The 21364-nt window shown below is 66.6% G+C and carries 19 protein-coding genes, 1 pseudogene and 1 riboswitch; of the genes and pseudogenes, 12 read left to right on the top strand and 8 right to left on the bottom strand.

Annotated features, from left to right (window positions below):
- From WAW17_RS00290 to gcvP, 12 genes and pseudogenes are all read left to right on the top strand, one after another.
- Positions 1-311: pseudogene (locus WAW17_RS00290) on the top strand (coenzyme A pyrophosphatase); the annotation flags it as partial.
- Between the two features lie 42 nt (positions 312-353).
- Complete coding sequence (locus WAW17_RS00285; protein ID WP_422331035.1) at positions 354-1388, top strand: SMP-30/gluconolactonase/LRE family protein; 1035 nt, start codon at positions 354-356, stop codon at positions 1386-1388.
- Positions 1389-1508: 120 nt separating this feature from the next.
- A complete protein-coding gene (locus tag WAW17_RS00280; protein ID WP_422331037.1) occupies positions 1509-2126 on the top strand; it encodes a CDP-alcohol phosphatidyltransferase family protein in 618 nt (205 codons plus the stop codon).
- Positions 2123-2986, top strand: a complete 864-nt coding sequence (locus WAW17_RS00275; protein WP_422331034.1) for a DUF881 domain-containing protein — start codon at positions 2123-2125, stop codon at positions 2984-2986. Before WAW17_RS00280 ends, WAW17_RS00275 begins: the two co-directional genes overlap by 4 nt.
- 29 nt (positions 2987-3015) lie before the next feature.
- A complete protein-coding gene (locus tag WAW17_RS00270) occupies positions 3016-3366 on the top strand; it encodes a small basic family protein (protein WP_422331033.1) in 351 nt (116 codons plus the stop codon).
- A gap of 7 nt (positions 3367-3373) precedes the next feature.
- Complete coding sequence (locus WAW17_RS00265) at positions 3374-4120, top strand: DUF881 domain-containing protein (RefSeq protein ID WP_422331032.1); 747 nt, start codon at positions 3374-3376, stop codon at positions 4118-4120.
- A 59-nt stretch (positions 4121-4179) separates the two neighbouring features.
- Positions 4180-4584, top strand: a complete 405-nt coding sequence (gcvH, locus tag WAW17_RS00260; protein WP_422331031.1) for a glycine cleavage system protein GcvH — start codon at positions 4180-4182, stop codon at positions 4582-4584.
- A gap of 330 nt (positions 4585-4914) precedes the next feature.
- The gene (gene garA, locus WAW17_RS00255; protein ID WP_422331030.1) at positions 4915-5412 is read left to right on the top strand and encodes a glycogen accumulation regulator GarA; all 498 of its coding nucleotides are present in this window, start codon (positions 4915-4917) and stop codon (positions 5410-5412) included.
- Positions 5409-6149: a MerR family transcriptional regulator gene (locus WAW17_RS00250; RefSeq protein WP_422331029.1), complete on the top strand. Its 741-nt coding sequence runs from the start codon at positions 5409-5411 to the stop codon at positions 6147-6149. The genes garA and WAW17_RS00250 overlap by 4 nt, the downstream gene beginning before the upstream one ends.
- 162 nt (positions 6150-6311) lie before the next feature.
- A complete protein-coding gene (locus WAW17_RS00245) occupies positions 6312-6785 on the top strand; it encodes a bifunctional nuclease family protein (protein WP_422331028.1) in 474 nt (157 codons plus the stop codon).
- Positions 6786-7082: 297 nt separating this feature from the next.
- Positions 7083-7703: a MerR family transcriptional regulator gene (locus WAW17_RS00240; protein ID WP_422331027.1), complete on the top strand. Its 621-nt coding sequence runs from the start codon at positions 7083-7085 to the stop codon at positions 7701-7703.
- A 40-nt stretch (positions 7704-7743) separates the two neighbouring features.
- Positions 7744-7863, top strand: a riboswitch (glycine riboswitch).
- Between the two features lie 173 nt (positions 7864-8036).
- Entirely contained in the window at positions 8037-10889 is a 2853-nt protein-coding gene (gcvP, locus tag WAW17_RS00235) for an aminomethyl-transferring glycine dehydrogenase (protein ID WP_422331026.1), read from the top strand.
- Positions 10890-10920: 31 nt separating this feature from the next.
- Here the strand turns inward: gcvP and WAW17_RS00230 are convergent, their stop codons facing one another.
- From WAW17_RS00230 to WAW17_RS00195, 8 genes are all read right to left on the bottom strand, one after another.
- Positions 10921-12069: a metallophosphoesterase gene (locus tag WAW17_RS00230; RefSeq protein ID WP_422331025.1), complete on the bottom strand. Its 1149-nt coding sequence runs from the start codon at positions 12067-12069 to the stop codon at positions 10921-10923.
- A complete protein-coding gene (locus WAW17_RS00225; protein WP_422331024.1) occupies positions 12066-13856 on the bottom strand; it encodes a substrate-binding domain-containing protein in 1791 nt (596 codons plus the stop codon). Before WAW17_RS00225 ends, WAW17_RS00230 begins: the two co-directional genes overlap by 4 nt.
- 139 nt (positions 13857-13995) lie before the next feature.
- Positions 13996-16179: a malate synthase G gene (locus tag WAW17_RS00220; protein WP_422331023.1), complete on the bottom strand. Its 2184-nt coding sequence runs from the start codon at positions 16177-16179 to the stop codon at positions 13996-13998.
- Positions 16180-16310: 131 nt separating this feature from the next.
- The gene (locus tag WAW17_RS00215) at positions 16311-17234 is read right to left on the bottom strand and encodes a sulfite exporter TauE/SafE family protein (RefSeq protein WP_422331036.1); all 924 of its coding nucleotides are present in this window, start codon (positions 17232-17234) and stop codon (positions 16311-16313) included.
- A gap of 262 nt (positions 17235-17496) precedes the next feature.
- Positions 17497-18741 (bottom strand): saccharopine dehydrogenase family protein, encoded by a 1245-nt coding sequence (locus WAW17_RS00210; protein WP_422331022.1) that lies wholly within the window; start codon positions 18739-18741, stop codon positions 17497-17499.
- A 10-nt stretch (positions 18742-18751) separates the two neighbouring features.
- Positions 18752-19162 (bottom strand): DUF2784 domain-containing protein, encoded by a 411-nt coding sequence (locus WAW17_RS00205; RefSeq protein WP_422331021.1) that lies wholly within the window; start codon positions 19160-19162, stop codon positions 18752-18754.
- Between the two features lie 155 nt (positions 19163-19317).
- Positions 19318-19734 carry a universal stress protein gene (locus tag WAW17_RS00200; protein ID WP_422331020.1) on the bottom strand — a complete coding sequence of 139 codons (417 nt, stop codon included), beginning with the start codon at positions 19732-19734 and terminating at the stop codon, positions 19318-19320.
- Positions 19735-19837: 103 nt separating this feature from the next.
- Positions 19838-21292: an SDR family NAD(P)-dependent oxidoreductase gene (locus WAW17_RS00195; RefSeq protein ID WP_422331019.1), complete on the bottom strand. Its 1455-nt coding sequence runs from the start codon at positions 21290-21292 to the stop codon at positions 19838-19840.
- Positions 21293-21364: the final 72 nt, after the last annotated feature.

Raw genomic sequence — 21364 nt, 5'->3', positions numbered from 1 at the left:
ACGACTACGTGACACGATCGGGCTACGTCATCACGCCGTTCGTCGTCTGGTCGGACGAACCGATCACCGCGTTGGTGCCCAATCGCGACGAGGTTGCGGAAGTCTTCGCGGTGAAAGTCTCCGAGATCGACACCGAACCGCGGTTCGTCGAGATCCCCGAGTCGCCCAGACCGGTGATCCAGTGGCCGTTTCGCAGACATCTGGTGCATGCCCCGACAGGTGCGGTGGTCTATCAGTTCCGGGAGCTCGCGGTCCATGGGCGACACACCCGGATCGACGGTTTCGACCAGCCCGTTTTCGCGTGGCGTTAGCACTCCCACATCCAGCGGAGTGATGCGACTAATCTCACCGTTGTGAGCATTCTCGCCTCCATCGCCCGGAAGCTCGACCGCACCGGGGTGGACCCCGTCGTCTGGCATGCGCCCACACCACCGCCGCTCACGGGTGTGCTCGCGCCGAACGGATTCCTCGACGATGCCGATCGCTGGAAACTCCCGTCCGGGAAAGGTCCGGAGGACGTCGCCGTCGACCACGACGGGAGGGTGATCACCGGAGGCAACGACGGACGGATCTGGCGTTTCGATGCCCACGGCCGTCCCACCGGGCTGGCGAATACCCAGGGCAGGCCACTGGGGATCGAAATCCTGGACGACGGTCGCTTCCTGATCTGCGACGCGGAGCGCGGTGTGCTCAGGGTGGACGAACGGGGACGCATCGAGGTGCTCGCGGACGCCGCGGTCGGACGTGCCCTGGTGGCGTGCAACAACTCGGCCGTCGGCCGCGACGGAACCGTCTATTTCACGGACTCGTCCTCCCGGTTTCCGATGGCCCGGCATCGGTACGACCTGCTCGAGCACAGAGGCACCGGGCGGCTGATCAGACTCGACCCGCGAACCGGGGAGACGGACCTGCTCGCCGACGGACTTCAGTTCGCGAACGGCGTGGGCCTGGCGGCGGACGAGTCGTTCGTGCTGGTGGCCGAGACCGGCGCCTACCGGATTTCCCGGATCGACCTGACCGGGCCGACCGCGGGCAAGACCACGGTATGGGCCGACAATCTGCCCGGGATTCCCGACAACATGACCTCGGAAACTGTCGGCGGACTCTTCTGGGTGGCGCTCTACAGCCCTCGGATGAAGCTGCTGGACATGATCGCGCCCTACCCCACGCTGCGGATTCTGGCGGCGAACCTACCGGAGGTCGTGCAGCCCGAGCCCGAACACGCGGCGTGGGTGCTGGCACTGAATGCGGAGGGGGCCATCGCGTGCAGCCTGCGCGGCGGAAAGGGAAGCTATTCGCCGATCACGGGTGTGCGCGAGCACGACGGGTGGTTGTACCTGGGAAGCCTGTCGGCAGATTCCGTCGCGCGGGTACCTGCTCCCGAGTGACCCCGCGACACCGCGTGACCGCGCGTGGCCGACGGACGGGCCGGTTGTGAAAGAGTGGCTACAGTGGTGAGCGGAGTGATCCGCCTGCACATCGGCAATCAGAAGGCTGGAGCGACGTTGGTGGATTCGGTGGACCGCGATATGGATCGGTCGGACCGGATCGTGACGGTGCCGAACGTGTTGAGCGTCGTTCGCCTGGTCGGCGTCCCTCTGTTCATGTATCTCATGCTGGTCACGCAGGCTGACGGGTGGGCGCTGGCGATCCTCATGCTCAGCGGTTTCACCGACTGGCTCGACGGCAAACTCGCCCGACTGCTGGGCCAGGCGTCGAAGCTGGGCGCACTTCTCGACCCGGCTGTCGACCGCCTCTACGTGGTCACGACGCTGATCGCCTTCGTTATCCGCGACTTCATTCCCTGGTGGGTGGCCGCGATTCTGATCGGACGCGATGTCGTTCTCGCGCTGACGCTCGTCATATACCGGCGCCGCGGGCTGCCGCCTCCCGAGGTGATGTATATCGGCAAGGCCGCGACCTTTCTCCTCATGTTCGCGTTGCCGCTGATCCTCGCCGCGCAGGGCGACTGGAGTATCGCGACCATCGCGCACCCCGCCGGTTTCGCATTCCTGATCTGGGGCACGGTGCTGTATGTGTGGACCGGTCTGCTGTACACCGCCAGCGCGTTCACGGTGGCGCGGACCGTGCCGGTGCGACGCGGCGGCCGCGAGGCGCAGCGATGAAACGTACCGACATCGGCATTCGCAGAAACCCCGTGCCCTCGCTGCTCCGCTCTCTCATGACAGACCACCTGGATCCCGGATACGGCGCGGCCGCAGAGGATCGCGAGCAGGGGCACAGCCGGCGAACCCGGGTCTCGAGCCGGGTGTGGATCGCGATCGGCGCGCTGCTCGTCGGCCTCGTGTTCTCGGTGGCCTATCGTCAGGCCGTCGAACGGGTGCCCGGCACCGAGCAGGTTCGGACGGAACTACTCTCCAAGGTTCACGATGCGGAAGCACGTGCCGAGACCCTCGCCGGTAGCCGTGACTCGCTGGCCGCGCAGGCCGACGAAGCACGGGCGACCGCGCTGGCCGGAGATGTCAGGGGAGCGGCGGTGCTCGGCGAACTCCAATCCCTCGAAGGCGACGCGGCCGGTGTGCCCGTTCACGGCGCAGGGCTGGCCGTGACGCTCACCGACCCGGCAGCCCGGCCCAATCTGTCGGATTCGTCCCAGCGCTCCGTGGGCGGCAAGGCGGTCGTGCTCGATCGCGACCTGCAGTCCGTGGTCAATTCGCTGTGGGCGAGCGGCGCGGAGGCCGTGGCGGTGGACGGGGTGCGAATCGGCCCCGCGGTGACGATCAGGCAGGCAGGCGGCGCGATGCTCGTGGACAATCAACCGGTGTTCTCCCCGTACGTGGTCTCGGCGATCGGACCTCAGGGCCGGATGCAGACCGGCTTCGTGGTGAGCGATGCGTATCTCCGCTTGTCGAGCGTGGCGCAGCTGTACGGAATCGGATTCTCTGTCGCCGAATCCGACGACCTCGAACTACCGGCAGCGCATGTGCGGGAGCTGCGGACGGCACAGGAAGCGGGCACACGATGAAGGGGGAAGTGGATGATGGTGGCACTCGGATGAAGGGTGTGTCTGCCCTGTACGGCGTCCTTGCGCTGCTGGTCGGGATCGTGCTCGGGGTGGTGTTCAGCCCACAGGTTCCCGACGCCGTCCAGCCCTACCTTCCCATCGCGGTCGTGGCCGCCCTCGATGCCGTCTTCGGTGGTTTGCGCGCCTACCTGGACGAGATCTTCGACGCGAAGGTGTTTGTCGTCTCGTTCGTGTTCAACGTTCTCGTGGCTGCCCTGATCGTCTGGCTCGGTGATCAGCTGGGCGTGGGAACCCAGTTGTCCACCGCGATTGTGGTGGTGCTGGGTATTCGAATCTTCGGCAACGCGGCCGCCCTCCGTCGTCGCCTGTTCGGAGCGTGATCGGCCGGTGAACAACCACGAGGGCAAGCACGAATGGCATGAGCGTGAACCGGCCGCGCGACGGCGCTCGCACGTGGTTTTCGCGATCCTCGCCGCGCTTCTGCTGGGCGGGCTGGGTATCGCGATCGTGACGCAGGTGAAGAACACGGGGTCGGGTGACACCCTCGACTCTGCGAGTCCCGCCGATCTCCTCGTCGTGCTGGACACGTTGAATCAGCGAGAAGCCGCGCTCCGTCAGGAGATCTCGTCGTTGGAGCAGACCCTCGCCACGTTGCAGCAGGGTGGCAGTTCCGGCGCCGCGCTCGACGAGGCACAGGCCCGGCTGACCGAGCTGTCGATCCAGGTCGGCACCGTGCCCGCCGTCGGTGCGGGTCTGATCGTGACCGTGACGGATCCGGGGAAGGGGGTGGGCTCCGATGTGCTCCTCGACCTTGTTCAGGAGCTGCGCGCGGCAGGCGCCGAGGCGATTCAAATCCGCGGCGCGGACGGCACGACCATACGCATCGGTGTCGATTCCTGGCTGTCGGGATCGCCGGGCGACATCCAGCTCGACGGCCGGAAGCTTACTGCGCCCTACGAGGTGAGCGCCATCGGCGATCCGCCGACACTGGCCGCCGCGCTCAACATCCCCGGCGGGGTGGTGGACACCGTCGCACGAAAGGGTGGACAGCTGAATATCGAGCAATCGCAGCAGGTCACGATCTCCGCCTTGCGGGAGGCGAAACCTCGCCAATACGCTCAGCCCGGAAATTGATCTTCGCAACCGCGCCCCTATGACCTCGGTGCACGGATTGCCAGCGAAAGGAAGCCACAGTGAGTGAGCTCGAAATCCCCGCCGACCGTCGGTACACCACCGAACACGAGTGGGTCGTGCGGACCGGGCCCACGGCCGCGCGAATCGGTATCACCGACTACGCGCAGTCCCAGCTCGGCGATGTCGTGTTCGTGCAGCTTCCGGCGGTCGACGAGCAGGTCACAGCGGGGGAGTCGCTCGGCGAAGTGGAATCCACCAAGAGCGTCTCCGACATCTTCGCCCCATTGACGGCGAAAGTCGTTGCGGCCAACGCTGATCTGGACGGGAATCCGGAACTGGTGAACTCGGCGCCGTACGGCGACGGCTGGCTCGTGGATCTCCGCGTCGACGACGCGGCGACTCTCGACGCGGCATGGGCCGAGATGCTCGATGCGGACGCCTACGCGGAGATCACAGCCGGATAACGGGAGTCACCGCCGCGGTCGCGACGGACACACGGACGGGACGACGGCGCCGAAGCCTGGCGCGGGGCGGGGATCTGCCTCGGAAACAAGGTTCGCGTCCTCGTAACGGCCTGTCTCACTACACGCACCGGCGTGCGCAGGGTACGGTCGAAAGTGAACGCATGTGCCGTGTCGGGGCGCAGGTCCGTAGTTTGAATGTGTCCGTAGTTTGAATGTGGTCGTGGCGGTTTGCACGAAGGTTGATGTGCACAGACATCGAATTATGTAGCACCGAGTGGCATTGCGTAGTCCAGCGAATCTTGCTGGATGATCGAACTAGGAGGAGAAACGGTGAGCGAGAACGGTAACGACGCGGTCTATGGGGAGACGCCGGCGGAAACGACGTCGGTCTTCCGCGCGGACTTTCTCAACGAACTCGACTCCTCGGGAACCCAGACTTCGGAGGCCCCGGTTTCGGGTGTCGAGGGACTACCCGCAGGGTCTGCTCTGCTCGTCGTGAAGCGTGGCCCGAACGCAGGCTCGCGTTTCCTGCTCGACCAGCCGACCACCTCGGCGGGCCGGCACCCCGACAGCGACATCTTCCTCGACGACGTAACGGTCAGTCGCCGGCACGCCGAGTTCCGCCAGGAGGAGGACGAGTTTCAGGTGGTGGACGTCGGCAGCCTCAACGGCACCTACGTCAACAGGGAACCCGTGGACTCGGCGGTACTCGCGAACGGTGACGAAGTTCAGATCGGAAAGTTCCGACTGGTCTTCCTTACCGGACCCCGGACCAGTGCGGGTGGATCGCAAATCGGTGAGACGTCAGCTGGTGCGGGTAGCCAATGACCGCGGTGCGGCAGCAGCAGGCGCACTCGGGGATGTCGATCGGTTCTGTACTGGATCGGCTTCGACCCGATTTTCCTGATGTGACGATCTCGAAGATTCGATTTCTCGAAGCCGAGGGTCTCATCAGTCCCCAACGGACTCCGTCGGGATATCGGCGTTTCTCGATCGCCGACTGTGAGCGTCTGCGCTATGTCCTGACGGCGCAGCGCGATCAGTATCTGCCGCTGAAAGTCATCAAAGAGCAGCTCGAGGCGATCGACAGGGGCGTGGCCAAGGTCGGCGCCGGTGATGCGTCGCCGCGCCGGCCGCGGGCGTTGACCGTCGCACCGGGAGAGGTGTCGCCGGAGGAGTTCCTCACCGACCGTGAGGTCCGGATCAGCCGCGAAGACCTCATCGCCCGTGCCGGCATCGACGAGAAGTTTCTCGGTGAGCTCACGCGTGGGAGCCTGGTCGTTCCGGGGCCGGCCGGTTTCTTCGACGAGGATTCGGTCACACTGGCACGAACCGCAAGGGCGATGTCCGAATTCGGGCTGGAAGTTCGGCATCTGAGGGCATTCAAACTGGCCGCGGATCGCGAAGCGGGGCTGGTCGCTCAGATCGCTGGCCCCGTGGCCAAGGGGCGCGACGCCGGAGCGCGGGATCGTGCGGAAGAAATGGTTCGTGAGTTGGCCGCGCTGTCGCTGACGCTCCACACGTGTCTCGTGAAATCGGCGGTCCGTGGGGCTCTCGATCGGTGATCGTACCGGTGTCGTGGCACCGGCCGCCGCTTCGCAGAATCGAGTTGAAGCGAGTCCGAGCCCGTGCGGCTGTAACCTCGAAGAGCTGACACGAATCGAATAGAATCCTGGTACGGCATTGCCGTGCCGCTCATGGACCCTGGCAGGTTGGAGGCAGACGCGATGAGCGAAATGCACGTGATCGGAGTTCGTGTCGAGCAGCCACAGAACCAGCCCGTCCTTCTGCTGCGTGAGGTGGACGGCGAACGCTATCTCCCGATCTGGATCGGTCAGACCGAGGCAACCGCGATCGCGCTCGAGCAACAGGGAGTCGAGCCCGCGCGGCCGCTCACACACGATCTGATCAAGAAATTGATCGAGGCGTTCGGACGCACCCTGAAGGAGGTTCGCATCGTCGATCTGCGCGAAGGCACCTTCTACGCAGATCTCGTATTCGACGAAAACACCCGGGTCTCGGCCAGGCCTTCCGATTCCGTCGCCATCGCGCTCCGGGTCGGGGTGCCGATCTTCGCCGACGAGTCCGTTCTGAGCGAGGCCGGGCTGGTGATGCCCGACGAGCGCGAGGACGAGGTCGAGAAGTTCAAGGAATTCCTCGAATCGGTGTCGCCGGACGATTTCAAGGCGACCGACGGATAGTCGCTCGAGTGCGGCGTTGCGACCGGACCAGCGGGGTCTCTTGTAACGGTTGCGGTCCCTACGGCGCGTTGCGTTGACCCTGCCCCTCCGGCGTCATAGCGTTCGTCCCAGTGATTTTCTGCCTGGCAGATTACATCGAGGCGTACGCTGATTGGGTTCAGGGTACGAACATGCTCGATGTCACTGGTGGTTCGCCCGCCGCGACGTGCTGTGACCCTCATGCCACAGCACCCGGCGTCCCGTGCCACAGGCGCACTGATCGTCGGGTTCAGTGCAACATGCGAGAGGGAGTAGTCAGTGGGAGATCGGCCTCAGGAGAATCCGCTGAATCTTGCGCCCGGCAACGACGTTGCCGAGCCCGAATTCAGCTCCGAAGAGATCCAGCCAGGTCTCTTCCCGGACGACTCCGTGCCTGACGACCTTGTCGGATATCGGGTTCCGAGCGCTTGTCAGATTGCCGGAATCACGTACCGCCAGCTCGACTACTGGGCACGGACATCCCTGGTGGTTCCCTCCATCCGCGGAGCGGCGGGCTCGGGAAGCCAGCGGCTGTACTCGTTCAAGGACATTCTTGTTCTGAAGATCGTGAAGCGCTTGCTCGACACCGGCATCTCGCTGCAGAACATTCGGGTTGCCGTCGACCACCTGCGTAAGCGCGGAGTGCGGGATCTGGCGAAGATCACACTGTTCTCCGACGGCACCACCGTGTACGAGTGCACCTCGGCGGAAGAGGTCGTCGACCTCCTCCAGGGTGGGCAGGGTGTCTTCGGTATCGCCGTGAGCGGTGCGATGCGCGAACTGACCGGCGCCATCGCCGACTTCCCCGCGGAGCGGGCAGACGGCGGCCAGAGTGAGCAGACCCCCGAGGACGAGCTGGCGTCGCGGCGCAAGAACCGCGCCAGCCGCAAGACGGGCTAGGGGCACGCCTCCGCGCGGGTGGCATAGACTGACGGTGCGTCGACGCCGTGCGGGAGAGTTCCGGGCACTGCATGCACGAAACGTGTATGCGGGAGTCCGGGCGCCGAAGGAGCAGCACCTCCCCGTCAATCTCTCAGGCAGACAGGACCGTGCGGGCTCCGACGTCTCTGGAAAGCGGTGGGAGCACCCACCCGCCCACGGGGAAAGGGCCGCGTCCGTGAGGACGCCGGTACCGAATCTCTCAGGCGCTCGGTAACGAGCAGGCGACAGAGGGGGAGGAACGCAGCGCGACGCGGTGCGTGTCCTGGTCCTCCGAACTGCTTGGGAGATGTCGTGATCGACGCTGGAAGCCGTACATTTGCCGACCGTCATATCGGCCCGAACGCTGCGGAACTCGCGCACATCCTCGAACTGGTCGGCGCCGATTCGCTCGACGACCTGGCCTCGAAGGCTGTACCCGCCGTCATCTTGGATGCTGTTTCGGGAGGCGTCGCGGACGGGCTCGACGCACTGCCGGCGCCTGTCTCCGAACACGAGGCGCTCGCCGAACTATCGGCGCTCGCGGCGCAGAACACGGTGGCGACATCGATGATCGGCCTCGGCTACTACGACACCCTCACTCCGCCGGTTCTGATCCGCAACATCATCGAGAGCCCTGCCTGGTACACCGCCTACACGCCGTACCAGCCCGAGATCAGCCAGGGACGGCTCGAAGCCCTCCTCAACTTCCAGACGATGGTCTCCGACCTCACCGGCATGGAGGTGGCCAACTCCTCCATGCTCGACGAGGGGACCGCGGCCGCGGAGGCTATGACGCTTCTGCGCCGAGCCGGTAAGAACAAGTCGGCACGTTTCGTTGTGGATGCGGATGTGTTCCCCCAGACCCTGGCTGTGATCGAGACCCGGGCCGAGCCGCTCGGTATCGAGGTCCTGGTGGCGGATCTGTCCGTCGGTCTCCCGGACGGCGAGTTCTTCGGTGTCCTCGCGCAGCTTCCGGGTGCCTCCGGACGGATTGTCGACTACACCGACGTGATCGCCGCAGCACATGAGCGGGGAGCACTCGTCGCCATCGGCGCGGACCTGCTGGCACTCACCCTCGTCACCCCTCCCGGTGAGATCGGCGCGGACGCCTGCTTCGGCACCACCCAGCGATTCGGTGTGCCGATGGGCTTCGGTGGCCCGCACGCCGGGTACCTCGCCGTGCATGCCAAGCACACCCGGCAGTTGCCCGGCCGGCTGGTCGGGGTGTCCGTCGATGCGGACGGTGACAACGCGTACCGGCTGGCTCTGCAGACACGGGAACAGCACATACGCCGTGAGAAGGCCACCTCGAACATCTGCACCGCCCAGGTGCTACTGGCGATCCTCGCTGCCATGTACGCCAGCTACCACGGCGCCGAGGGGCTGAAGGCGATCGCCGAACGGGTCGCGAACACCGCGCACTCTCTGGCCGCCACACTGCGCAAGGCAGGGGTGACCGTGGTGCACGAACATTTCTTCGACACCGTGCTGGTCCGCGTGGACGGCCGCGCCGCGGATGTCGTGGAGAACGCCAAGGCATGGGGCATCAATCTCCGACTCGTGGACGCCGACCACGTCGGTGTCGCGTGCGACGAGGCGACCACCGCGCGCCACGTCGAGAGCGTGCTCGCCGCATTCGGTTGTGCCGGTGCGCTCGGTTCGGAGCCCGGCAGTGCCATTCCCGATGCCCAACTCCGTCGTTCCGACTTCCTCCAGCACGAGGCGTTCACCCGGTACCGCACCGAAACGGCCATGCTGCGTTACCTGCGCACGTTGTCGGACAAGGACATCGCACTCGACCGCAGCATGATCCCGCTCGGTTCGTGCACGATGAAGCTCAACGCGACCGCCGAGATGGAACCGATCACCTGGCCCGCGTTCGCGGGCCTGCATCCGTTCGCGCCCGAGTCCGACGCCCCCGGCATCCTCCGGATCATCAAGGATCTCGAGGACTGGCTCGTGGCCGTCACCGGCTACGAGGCGGTGAGCCTGCAGCCCAACGCGGGCAGCCAGGGTGAGTACGCCGGTTTGCTCGCCATCCGCAACTACCACCGCAGCCGCGGCGACTCTCATCGCGACACGTGCCTCATCCCGTCCAGCGCACACGGCACCAACGCGGCGTCCGCGGTGATGGCCGGGATGCGGGTGGAAGTGGTGGCCTGCCGGCCCAACGGTGATGTCGATGTCGACGACCTGCGGGCGAAGATCGCCGACCACGCGGAGCGGCTGGCCGCGATCATGATCACCTACCCCTCCACCCATGGCGTGTACGAGCACGAGATCGCCGACATCTGCGCGGCGGTACACGACGCGGGCGGTCAGGTGTACGTGGACGGTGCGAACCTCAACGCGCTGGTCGGCCTGGCCCGCCCCGGCCGTTTCGGCGGCGATGTGAGTCACCTCAACCTGCACAAGACGTTCTGCATCCCCCACGGCGGCGGTGGTCCCGGCGTGGGCCCGATCGGTGTCCGTTCGCACCTGGCTGCGTTCCTGCCCGGACATCCGCTGGCGCCCGGACTCGGCGCCGCGGGACCGGTCTCCGCCGCCCCGTACGGCAGTGCGTCGATCCTGCCGATCACCTGGGCCTACATCCGGATGATGGGCGCGGTGGGACTGCGCCGCGCCAGCCTCACCGCCATCGCGTCGGCCAACTACATCGCGCGACGGCTCGACGAGTACTTCCCCGTGCTCTACACCGGGGACGGCGGCATGGTGGCGCACGAGTGCATCCTCGATCTCCGCCAGATCACCAAGGACACGGGTGTGACCGTGGACGACGTCGCGAAGCGCCTGGCGGACTACGGATTCCACGCACCGACCATGAGCTTCCCGGTGTCGGGCACCCTGATGGTGGAACCCACCGAGAGCGAGAACCTCGAGGAACTCGACGCGTTCTGTTCGGCCATGATCTCGATCCGCGGCGAGATCGATCGCGTGGGCGCAGGGGAGTGGCCGGTCGACGACAACCCGTTGCGCGGCGCCCCGCACACCGCCGGGTGCCTCACGGCGGAATGGAATCACCCCTACTCCCGGGAGATCGCCGTATTCCCCGTAGGCAAGGCGCGGCCGAAGGTGTGGCCGGCGGTGCGGCGCATCGACGGAGCACACGGCGACCGTAACCTGGTCTGCTCCTGCCCGCCGATCTCCGCCTTCCAGGGCGTCTGACTCCGCCGGGAGATCCCGCGCCCTGCCGGGACTACGTGTCGCGGACGAGTTCCAGGATGGTGATCTCCGGTGGGGCGCCCACCCGTACCGGCGGGCCCCAGGCGCCGACGCCGAATGTGGTGTACAGCACGGTGTTCCGGAATCGGTCCAGGCCCGTCACCGAGGGCTGCTGCAAGCCGACGAGGTAGCCCAGCGGCCACATCTGGCCGCCGTGCGTGTGCCCCGACAGCTGGAGATCGACTCCCAGATCCGAGGCTTCGAGGACCTGCCGCGGTTGGTGGGCGAGGAGCACTACCAGCTTCGAGGGATCGCGGCCCGCGAGAGCGGCGGGCAGGTCGGGTTCGTACGGCTTCGGTGACGAGTAGTCGTGGACTCCCGCAAGGTCGATACTCGACCCGCCGCGGGTGAGGGTCACCCGTTCGTTGCGCAGGGTGCGGATCCCGAGCCGCTCCCAGACGTCCAGCCACCGCCCAGCGTCGTCGGAGTAGAACTCGTGGTTGCCGCTGACGCCGTAGACGCCCAGGGGAGCATCGAGTCGGGCCAGCGGATCCAGATCGGATGACACCCTGGCTACGGTTCCGTCGACGAGATCACCCACGAGCGTGATGAGGTCGGGTTCTTCCGCGGTCACCGCGTTGACGACGTTGCGCGTGAAGCCCGCACCACGCGCAGGTCCGACGTGCAAGTCGGTCACCAGTGCCACCCGGACCCCGTCGAACTCGGCCGGCAGACGTCGCAGCGGCACCCGCACCCGGACGATCCGTGGACTCGCTGCCTCCGCAACCCCGTACCCCGCCGTCCCGACCGCGGCGAGCACGACGACCGCGCTCGCGATTCGCAAGGTCCGGCGCCGGGACTCGTCCACCGGTTTCTCGCCGCGGCGCAGGCGTGCGACGAGTCGTCCGCACAGCGACCACAGCGAGAGGACGAGAAGCCCGAGGATCAGATACAGCAGCGCTCCGAGCCAGACCCAGCCCAGAAAACCGGCCGGGCGAGCCCACCCGGTGTCGAAGACCTCACCGGTCCCCGTGCCGACCACAGCCGCTGCCCACAACGCGACGAGTGACGCATCGGCGACGAGCGACCACGGTCGTCCCAGGCCGGTCGCGCGGACCAGCCTGCGATGCAACCACCAGGTGACGAAAGCAAGAAGAACCGCGAAGACGAGAATCCTCGTCACGACAGAAGCTTGCTGATCGCCGTCGGCAGATCGGAGCCCTCGGAAGACGCGACCTTGTCCAGTGAGCCTCCGGTGCGATCCGCCAACGCCTGCAGGGTGCCGAGATCCGGGTTCTCGCCGATCGTCACGACGTCGATGCGCACCGGCTTGGACGGATCGGCCGAGTCTGCAATCGACGCGAGCAGGTCGGCGCGGGTGATCGACGTGTCGTCGTTGGCGCCGTCGGTGACGAGAAGTACCGAATTGGGCCGGCCCGGGGTGTAGGCGGTCACGGCGCTCTTGTATGCGGCTGCAATCGCCGCGTATGTCGGTGAACCGGTAGCCGGTACTGCTCGGGTGAGCCCCGCGTCCAGGGCCTGTCTACGGGTACCTTCGGGAAATGCGGTGTCCGAGAGCGGGCCGAGGGGGACGACGGACTTGTAGGGGCGGGACCCGTCGAGGTTGGTGCTGTACTCCCACAGGCCGAGGCTCGACACGTCGGGAGACCGGTCGATGAGGGCGGCCAGTGCCGCGGCCGTGTTCTCCAACCGGGTGCGCGTCCCTTCCGTGGCACCCATCGAACTCGACAGGTCGAGCAGGATGGTGGACGTTCGTTCGGCGATCGGATGTCGGATGACGCGCATCATTTCGGCGGCCGCTGGGGCGTCGGCAGGGAGGAGTACGGACTCGAAGCCGGGAAAGGCGAGGGCGGTGTCGTCGGGATGCGTCTGTCCCTCGACCCGGAATCCGGCGTCGGCGAGAACCGTTGCCTGTTCGGGTTGCCGGACGAAGTCGGCGAACCGTGCGGCGGCACGACTCTGTGTCTCGTCCACGGCAGAGCCTGCGAGGATCGCCGCGGGGTGATCCGCCACCGGTGTGGCCCCCGCAGGCATGAAGGCCGTCAGGTCGGCCCCGGGAGATTCGCGCAACGCCCGGTAGACCTGTTGTTCGGTGGCGGCGACCGTGTGCAGGGGTGTTCCCGCACCGTCGTCCTGGTCGACGAGGGTCGCGAGCGCCTCCTGCGTCGTTGTGGGAGTCGTTCCCGCCGCCGCTTCGAAACCCAGGGACAACCCGGCAAGGGCCGAGGTGACGGGTGTGGAACGAGCCACCTCCGCGGTCACCGGCCCGGATCCGCTGCCGCCGACCGCCGCTGCGACGGCCTCGACCGCCATTTCGGTGGGCTCGGAGTCGGTACCCACAGGCAGCGCCAGCCCCAGGCTGCCCCACCGGGAAAAGTCGAGAGCGGCCGGCGAATTGCGGCCGGTCTGCAGCGAAGGAAGCTCCCTCCAGCCCACGGAGGCCGTGCCGAGAGCATCCGCGACATCTCTTCGCGCGGCGAGGACGACGGGAGTGGTGGCCAGGGGCCGGGCCTCGCCGATGATCACTCCGGAGGCCGCGACCTGACGCACCGAATGGGAACTGACAGGAATCCACAGCGCCGGGCGCGGTCCGAGCGTAACCGTGTCCCAGGGGCCGTCGGGGCCGCCGGCGAGGGCGTCGCGGACTGCAGCGGAGGGGACCTCGGTCACCGTGACGGACACGCAGTGGTCGCGGATCACCGGTGCGGTGCCGGAGAACTTCTGTGCGAGAGTCTCGATCTGCGGGGCGATATCCGGGTCGGCCGCGACCGCCAGAACGCTGCCACCCTCCACGCATGCGCCGGCCGCGGCAGTTCCCTGCTCATGGATGCGCTCCCGCAGCTGGAACCAGCCGAATACGGAGGCCACGAGCACGATCGTGAGACCCAGGGCGATCAGAGGACCCTTGCTGATCCCGCGGGCACCCTTCCCGCCACGATGATGGCCCACGTGTTTCCTGCCCTCTTCGATTAGTCGATCGAACGTGCCCCTCGCAGTGTAATGATGCGAAGCTCCGCCTCCGGCAATGATGCGAGCTCGGCCCCGCCACCGGGAGGTGACGGGGCCGAGGGCCGTGAAACGGGTGCGGTCAGGCGTTGGCGGCCTTGTACTCCAGGCGGCGGCGATGCAGGATCGGCTCGGTGTAGCCGCTGGGCTGCTCGGCGCCCTCGAGGATGAGTTCCTTCGCGGCCTGGAACGCGATGCAGGTGTCGAAGTCGGGGGCCATCGGGCGGTAGGCGGGATCGTCTGCGTTCTGACGGTCGACGACCGGGGCCATCCGTTCGAGGCCGGCGACGACGTCGGCTTCGCTGACGATGCCGTGGCGGAGCCAGTTGGCAAGGAGCTGACTGGAGATACGGAGGGTGGCCCGGTCCTCCATCAGTGCGACATCGTGAATGTCGGGGACTTTCGAACAGCCGACTCCGGCGTCGATCCAGCGCACCACGTATCCGAGGATGGACTGGCAGTTGTTGTCCAGTTCCTCCTTCTTCTCGGCATCGGACCAGTCGGTGCTCGGTGCGAGCGGGATGGTGAGGATGTCGTCGAGGGAGGCGCGCGGCTTGCCCTTCAGGCTGTCCTGGACCGCGAAGACGTCGACCTGGTGGTAATGCGTGGCGTGCAGGGTGGCCCCGGTGGGAGACGGCACCCACGCGGTGTTCGCACCGGCCTCGGGGTGCCCGATCTTCTGCTCGAGCATCTCGGCCATCAGCTCGGTCATCGCCCACATGCCCTTACCGATCTGGGCCTTACCCTGCAGGCCGGTGGCGAGACCGGTGTCGACGTTCCAGTCCTCGTAGGCCGAGATCCACTTCTGCTTCTTCATCTCGGCCTTGCGGACCATCGGACCCGCTTCCATCGAGGTGTGGATCTCGTCGCCCGTGCGGTCCAGGAAGCCGGTGTTGATGAACACCACGCGCTCACTGGCTTCCTTGATGCACGCGGCAAGGTTCACCGTGGTGCGCCGCTCCTCGTCCATGATGCCGACCTTCAACGTGTTGGCCGGGAGCCCGAGCACCTCTTCGACGCGGCCGAACAGTTCGGTGGTGAACGCCACCTCCTCCGGCCCGTGCTGCTTGGGCTTGACGATGTAGATCGACCCGGTGCGGCTGTTGTTCAACGGTCCGGTCGCTTCGCTGACAGTCAGGCCGTGGATGGCGCAGGCGCTGGTGACCAGCGCATCGAGGATGCCCTCGGGAACGTCGTTGCCGTCGGAGTCGAGGATGGCCGAGTTGGTCATCAGGTGGCCCACGTTGCGGACGAACAGCAGCGAGCGGCCGTGCAGGGTGAGCTCACCGCCGTCGAGCGCGGTGTAGACGCGGTCGGCGTCGAGGCTGCGGGTGAAGGACTTGCCGCCCTTGCTGATCTCCTCGGCGAGATCGCCGCGGTTGAGTCCCAGCCAGTTGCGGTAGCCCACGACCTTGTCGTCGGCGTCGACGGCCGCGACGGAGTCCTCGAAGTCCATGATCGTGGTGATCGCCGACTCGAGCACGACGTCCTTGACGCCCGCGGCGTCGGTCTTGCCGATGGGGGATTCCGCGTCGATCCGGATCTCGGCATGCAGCCCGTTGTTCCGTAGCAGGATGCTGGTGGGAGCGCCCTTGTCGCCGAGGTAACCGACGAACTTCTCCGGCTGTGCGAGCGTGGTTGTGGTCCCGCCCGCGAGTTCGACTTTCAGCTCTGTGCCGTCGATGAAGTATCGGGTGGACTCGGCGTGCGAACCGGAGGCGAGGGGCGCCGCGGTGTCGAGGAACCGACGTGCCCAGGCAATGACCTTGTCGCCGCGAACCTTGTTGTAGCCCTGGCCCTTCTCCGCACCGCCTTCCTCGGAGATGGCGTTGGTACCGTACAGGGCGTCGTACAGCGATCCCCACCGTGCGTTGGATGCGTTGAGTGCGAACCGGGCGTTGAGGATCGGCACCACCAGCTGTGGGCCGGCGGTGGAGGTGATCTCCGTGTCGACGCCCGCCGTGGCGACCTGGAACTCGGCGGGGGCAGGCACGAGGTAGCCGATCTCCTCGAGGAATGCCTTGTACTCGGCGAGGTCGATGGGCTGACCGAAACGGTCGCGGTGCCATGCGTCGATGAGTGTCTGCAGCGCGTCACGCTTCGCGAGCAGTTCGCGGTTCCTGGGCGCGAGGTCGTGGACGATCTTGTCGGCGCCTGCCCAGAACGAGTCGGCATCTACACCGGTACCGGGAAGTGCTTCATCCCCGACGAAGTCGTAGAGAACCTTGGCGATCTGAAGACCGCCGACCTGAACACGCTCAGTCATGAATAGCCTCATTCTTCCGCTAGCGGAGCACCGCTGGGTGCCATGAAATCGACACCAATGTTACCTGGGAGTAAAGGTCGATGGCCCAGGACGTCGGGTCGAAGACGAGGGAGCAGGAAGGGCCCTCGGATTCAGACCTTCCCGGATGCGGGTGCCAGGTCGATCTCCTGTAGATCGCCTGCGGCTTCGGCGGCGCCGAGCCGCGAACGTCGCCAGGCGACCACGAGGAGGCTCATCCAGGCGATGACGAGAACGACATACCCGAGAACGGAGACCGCGCCGGTCACCTCGTAGGTCTTGAACAGCTTCTGGGCGTTGGTGATCACGATGATCCCGCCGACCGCCGTACCGAGGATGGTTGCCGGCACGCGGCTCACGAGCCAGGCGGCGGCGGGGGCGGCGAGCATGCCGCCCAGGGCGAGACCCGCGATGATCGGCAGGTTGTCGATGAAGTCGCTGCCCAGCCCGAAGACGAATCCGAGACTCGCCGCGGCGGACACCAGGAACTCCGACGCGCTGACCGAACCGATGACGGTGCGCGGCGCGGTCTTTCCGCGGGAAAGCAGGGTGCTGGTGGTGATCGGCCCCCACCCGCCGCCACCGCTTGCGTCGATGAACCCGCCGAACAGGCCGAGCGGCGACAGGAACTTCGCGGTGTGCGGGGAGGATCGGGAGTGGTGGACTGCGGGCGGCCGGATGGAGAACCGGAGGAGCACGTAGACGCCGATCGCGAGCAGGATCGTGGACGTCACCGGCACCGCCGCGGCGGTCGACAGACGTGACAGAACGGTCGCCCCCAGGAATGCTCCGACAGCGCCGGGGACACCGAGTCGAAGAACCAGAGCCCAGTCGATGTTGCGGAACCGCCAGTGTGAGGCGCCCGACGCCAAGGTGGTACCGACTTCCGCGAAATGCACCGCGGCGCTCGCATGCGCCGGCCCGACTCCGCTGAACACGAGCAGAGTGGTTGCGGTGACACCGAACGCCATGCCCAGGGCGCCGTCGACCAGTTGGGCGCCGACGCCGACCAGCGTGAAGATCAGAAGCATGAACATCGGGACTCCGAGCAGGGAAGCGAAGATCAGGGCTGCGTAGGAACCGGCCTGGGGCCGGTCAGCAACATCCCTGGTCGAACGCATGACCCCGGCGGGAGGGCCAAAAAGGCATGAGGGCGAGCGAGGCCGCGGGGCCTACCTGCGCACTCGAGCCGCTCACCGAAACTCCCGTATCCCTGGTGTGGTGCGCGGTTACCGCGCAGATTGTTCGAGACTAGCCGGAGGGGTGGGGCGGTGTCATGCCGACCCGCCCCCGTACCCCTCAGAGCTTGCGTGCGGAGATCTCGAACCCGGCATCGCGCAGTCGGTCAACCAGCACGCCACCGAGTGCGGTGGCAGGGGTGAGGACACCCGCGGCGTCGGGCAGTGTGTCGCCGCCGAGGACCAGGCTCAGCGCGGATTCCCCGAGCATGACGGCAGTCGCGCGGTAGCCGGGGTCGCCCTGCGCCTTGACCCGCGACGCGTAGTGGGCGCCGGTGGTTGTCGTCGTGTAGACGTCGATCGTGAAGTGCCCCTTGCGTTGTGTGTTCTCGCTGGGACCCTCTCCCGGCGCGGGCAGGACGCGATCGAGGACGTAGCGGGTCGGCGGGAAGACGAGGCCCGCGAGCATCCCACCGAGGGCGACGGTGACACCACCCGCGAGGAGCGGGGACACCGGTGAGTCCCCGACGTTCATCACCTCGCGGTACTTGAACTTGCGACCGTACGCCCAGTCGCGCAGCGCATTGCTCCGTCGCACGATGCGCGTGTTGTAGGAGGCCATGACGAACGGGGCCTTCCAGCCGCGCAACCCTGGTGCGATGTCACTCCCCTTGATCACGCCGACGTCGGACTGCCTGCCGAGATCCGGCTCCTTCGTTCGGTCGGGGCTCAGCGAGTAGGGGGAGGCGGCGAGTCTGCGGAGCGCCGGATCCTTCTTGGACGCGTCGATCTGCGTGCGCAGCGAATCGATCGTGCCGCCGCTCACTCCGCCCCGCATCGACGTGACCACCAGCGTGGTATCGGTGAGTTCTCCGGCGCCGTCCCGCTGCACGGCCTCGAACAGCACGTGCACCCCGAGATCGGACGGCACGGAGTCGAAACCACACGAGTGGACGATCCTGGCGCCGGTCTCGCACGCGCGCTGGTGGTTGGCGTCGATGCTCTGGCGGACGAACAAGACCTCGCCGGTGAGGTCGACGTAGTCGGTGCCTGCGTCGGCGCATGCAGCGACGAGTCCGTGCCCGTACTTGGCGTAGGGGCCCACCGTCGTCGCGACCACGCGCGTGCGGGTCGCCAACTCGGCGAGCGAGGCGGGATCGTCCGAGTTCGCGATGATGATCGGCCACTTCGCGGCGCGGGATCCCAGCGCCGACCGTACTGCCTCGAGTTTGGCGGTCGATCGTCCGGCGAGTCCGATCCGCACCTCGTCCGGTGCTTTACGCGCAAGGTAATCGGCGAGGAGTTTGCCGACGAAGCCCGTGGCGCCGTAGACGATGAGATCAAGTTCACGTGTGTGCTCGGTCATGGCCCCGACCCTACTGGCTTGCACCGCCCCAGCGAGTGTGTGAGAGCGGGGCCCGGGCACGTACCCGCAGAACCGCGTATCCGGCCCACGACGCGAAAACGGCGAGCGCGACGAGAATCTGTACGACGCCCGCGGCGGATTCCGGGTAAAGGACACCGGTCAGATAGTGATCGATGAAACCGGACGAGGGGAGCGGGGCCTGCCCGGCCCGGACCCGAGCCCAGCTCTCCAGACGGGTCAACGGACAGTCGATGCCGACGAGAAGTCCGGTGAACCCCCATCCCACAGCCGCCAGGTGCAACGCGATGGTTCGCGGGTAGCGCCATGTGAGAAATCCCCCGCACACCACGTAGACGAGGAAGGCCAGATGGGCGATGGCGGCGGCATCGGCGAACGCTCGGTACCACAACGCACTGTCCATCGGCGCACCCCTGCACGTCGCACTGTCCCGGTAACGTCATCGTAGGCGTCGTCGCTGGCAGGGCGCGGCACAACGGGCTCGGGCGACGCGACGGCTCGGACCGGACGCTGCCGGCTCAGACGCTGGGGCGGGTCTTCAGACGCCGGGGCGGGTCTTCAGACGCCGGGGCGGAGGGCTTCCTTGACCACCAGGATCGGAAGATCGATCTCGAGCAGCAGACGCTGCAACCACCGTTCGAGCAGAAACTTACCGATCGGGGACATGCGCCGAGTTCCCACGACGAGCAGATCGGCGCCGCTGCTGTCGACCAGGGACCGGAGAGCAGCTACCTCGTCACCGTCGTTCTCGTTGGTGCGCAACTCCCACGACGCCTCGCCGATGCCGCCGCTGTCGAGCGTGGCCTGGATTTCGGCGCGCAAAGCCGAGCGATCGGATTCGACGTCCTGGCTCGGGGCGTCGTCGAGGACATGGAGTACCAGCAGCTGTTCCCGTCGCAACACAGCCTCACGGGCCGCATGGACGATTGCCGCCCGGCCTTCGGGACTGTCTCTGTGGACAACGGCAATAGCCATGAAGTGCCTCCATCTCGGGGATCGATACGTGCACCATTATCCCTGGTTTGCGCAGTGGTTTCGGTGTGTCGATCCTCTCCGGCGGCGCTCGCGCCGCTCGAGATCACCAGGGGGAGGGTTGGAAATCTTTCAGGAAGCATCCGTGCAGATCGACGCCCTGCTCGCCCTGGACGATCGGGTCGTATACCCGGGCGGCGCCGTCGACGAGGTCGAGAGGAGCATGGAAACCCTCCTCGGCCAGCCGCATCTTGGTGAAGTGAGGTCGCTCGTCCGTGATCCAGCCCGTGTCCACCGCGGTCATGAGAATGCCGTCGTCGAGCATTTCCTTCGCGCTGGTGCGGGTGAGCATGTTGAGGGCCGCTTTCGCCATATTGGTGTGCGGATGTCCCGGTCCTTTGTATGCGCGGCCGAACTGGCCCTCCATCGCGGAGACGTTCACCACGTATTTGCGCCGGGCGGGTGCCGCCGCCATGACCGGTCGTAACCGGGAGACGAGAATGAACGGCGCCACCGAGTTGCAGAGCTGAACCTCGAGCAACTCGATCGGATCGACTTCGTCAACGGTCTGCACCCAGCTGTTGGTGTGCGCCAGGTCGGGGAGCAGCCCGCCGGCGTCGATGGCGAGGCCCTGCTCGATGCGATCCGGTGCCGCCGACTTGGCGACGAGCGCGAGTGAGCTGATCGCCTCCGGTGTCATGGCGACGCCGGCTGACGAAGTGACGTCGGACAGCGACCCGGCGAGGGCGGCCGGATGGGCATCGCTGGTCTTGCCGAAGGTCAGGACATCAGGAAGGTCCCCCGCGGGGAGAGCGCCGGACTCGGCTTCGGCGAGGGCACTGTAGGCGCCGGGCGAGCGCCGGACCGTCTGCGCGGCGTTGTTGATGAGGATATCCAGCGGGCCCTGGGCGGCAACCGAATCCGCGAGTGCCACAACCTGCGCGGGATCACGGAGGTCGATGCCTACGATGCGGAGGCGGTGGATCCAGTCGGCACTGTCCTCCATCGCTTTGAAGCGACGGATGGCGTCGTTGGGGAAACGGGTGGTGATCGTGGTGTGCGCGCCGTCCCGCAGCAATCGCAGTGCGAGGTACATGCCGATCTTCGCGCGGCCACCGGTCAGCAGTGCCCTGCGGCCGGTCAGGTCTGCTCGGGCATCCCTCTTGCTGCGGCTCATGGCGGCGCACTCGGGGCACAGCTGGTGGTAGAAGGCGTCGACGCGGGTGTAGCGCTGTTTGCAGATGTAGCAGGGACGCGGCCGGATCAACGAGCCCGCGGTGGCACCTTCGGCATTCGAGGTGATCGGGATGCCCGCTGTTTCGTCGTCGATGCGATCGGGTGATCCCGTGGCGGTGGCCGCGACGACCTGCCGGTCGGCTTCCGCGACCGCGTCCCGGGCTGCGAGGCGACGCCGTTTCTTCAACTTCTTGAACAGGTGGCCGACGGCCCGCTGCACGGCGACGGTATCGGGATGGGACTCATCGAGTCCCGCCGCCTGATCGAGGACTTTCAAACAGATTTCGAGATCCGCCGGATCGATACCGGTCGCTGAATCACCCATCGAACTTCGCCTCTCACGAAGAAGGCCCCGGTTCGATGAACCGGGGCCTTTTCGTCTGTCTCAACTCAGAGC

Source organism: Rhodococcus sp. (in: high G+C Gram-positive bacteria), assembly GCF_049286785.1.
GTDB lineage: Bacteria > Actinomycetota > Actinomycetes > Mycobacteriales > Mycobacteriaceae > Rhodococcus_F.
Note: the sequence above shows the minus strand (reverse complement) of the source record. Positions and strands in the feature narration are given on the sequence as shown.

Bases quoted from the DNA above. Each gene is read 5' to 3' on its own strand.
- WAW17_RS00200 (WP_422331020.1), bottom strand. From the start codon at position 19,734: ATGGCTATTGCCGTTGTCCACAGAGACAGTCCCGAAGGCCGGGCGGCA.
- WAW17_RS00195 (WP_422331019.1), bottom strand. From the start codon at position 21,292: ATGGGTGATTCAGCGACCGGTATCGATCCGGCGGATCTCGAAATCTGT.
- WAW17_RS00215 (WP_422331036.1), bottom strand. From the start codon at position 17,234: ATGTTCATGCTTCTGATCTTCACGCTGGTCGGCGTCGGCGCCCAACTG.
- WAW17_RS00210 (WP_422331022.1), bottom strand. From the start codon at position 18,741: ATGACCGAGCACACACGTGAACTTGATCTCATCGTCTACGGCGCCACG.
- WAW17_RS00245 (WP_422331028.1), top strand. From the start codon at position 6,312: ATGAGCGAAATGCACGTGATCGGAGTTCGTGTCGAGCAGCCACAGAAC.
- WAW17_RS00270 (WP_422331033.1), top strand. From the start codon at position 3,016: ATGAAGGGTGTGTCTGCCCTGTACGGCGTCCTTGCGCTGCTGGTCGGG.
- WAW17_RS00205 (WP_422331021.1), bottom strand. From the start codon at position 19,162: ATGGACAGTGCGTTGTGGTACCGAGCGTTCGCCGATGCCGCCGCCATC.
- WAW17_RS00250 (WP_422331029.1), top strand. From the start codon at position 5,409: ATGACCGCGGTGCGGCAGCAGCAGGCGCACTCGGGGATGTCGATCGGT.
- WAW17_RS00220 (WP_422331023.1), bottom strand. From the start codon at position 16,179: ATGACTGAGCGTGTTCAGGTCGGCGGTCTTCAGATCGCCAAGGTTCTC.
- WAW17_RS00275 (WP_422331034.1), top strand. From the start codon at position 2,123: ATGAAACGTACCGACATCGGCATTCGCAGAAACCCCGTGCCCTCGCTG.